Genomic DNA, 267 nt, shown 5'->3' on the forward strand with positions numbered 1-267 from the left:
GCGCCATCGACAAGCCGTTCCTGATGCCGATCGAAGACGTATTCTCGATCTCCGGTCGTGGCACCGTGGTAACTGGCCGTGTTGAGCGTGGCATCGTCAAGATCCAGGAAGAAGTGGAAATCGTCGGTATCAAGGCGACCACCAAAACTACCTGCACCGGCGTTGAAATGTTCCGCAAGCTGCTCGACGAAGGTCGTGCTGGTGAGAACGTTGGCGTTCTGCTGCGTGGCACCAAGCGTGAAGACGTAGAGCGTGGCCAGGTTCTGG

Annotated in this window: 1 protein-coding gene; it reads left to right on the forward strand. The window is 57.7% G+C overall.

Annotated elements, in window-relative coordinates; translation table 11 throughout:
• The coding region (locus IB256_RS30515) for an EF-Tu/IF-2/RF-3 family GTPase (RefSeq protein ID WP_263864897.1) at window positions 1-267 on the forward strand (267 nt) is incomplete at both ends.

Origin of the sequence: Pseudomonas sp. PDM17, assembly GCF_014851985.1 — a bacterium.
Classification (GTDB): domain Bacteria; phylum Pseudomonadota; class Gammaproteobacteria; order Pseudomonadales; family Pseudomonadaceae; genus Pseudomonas.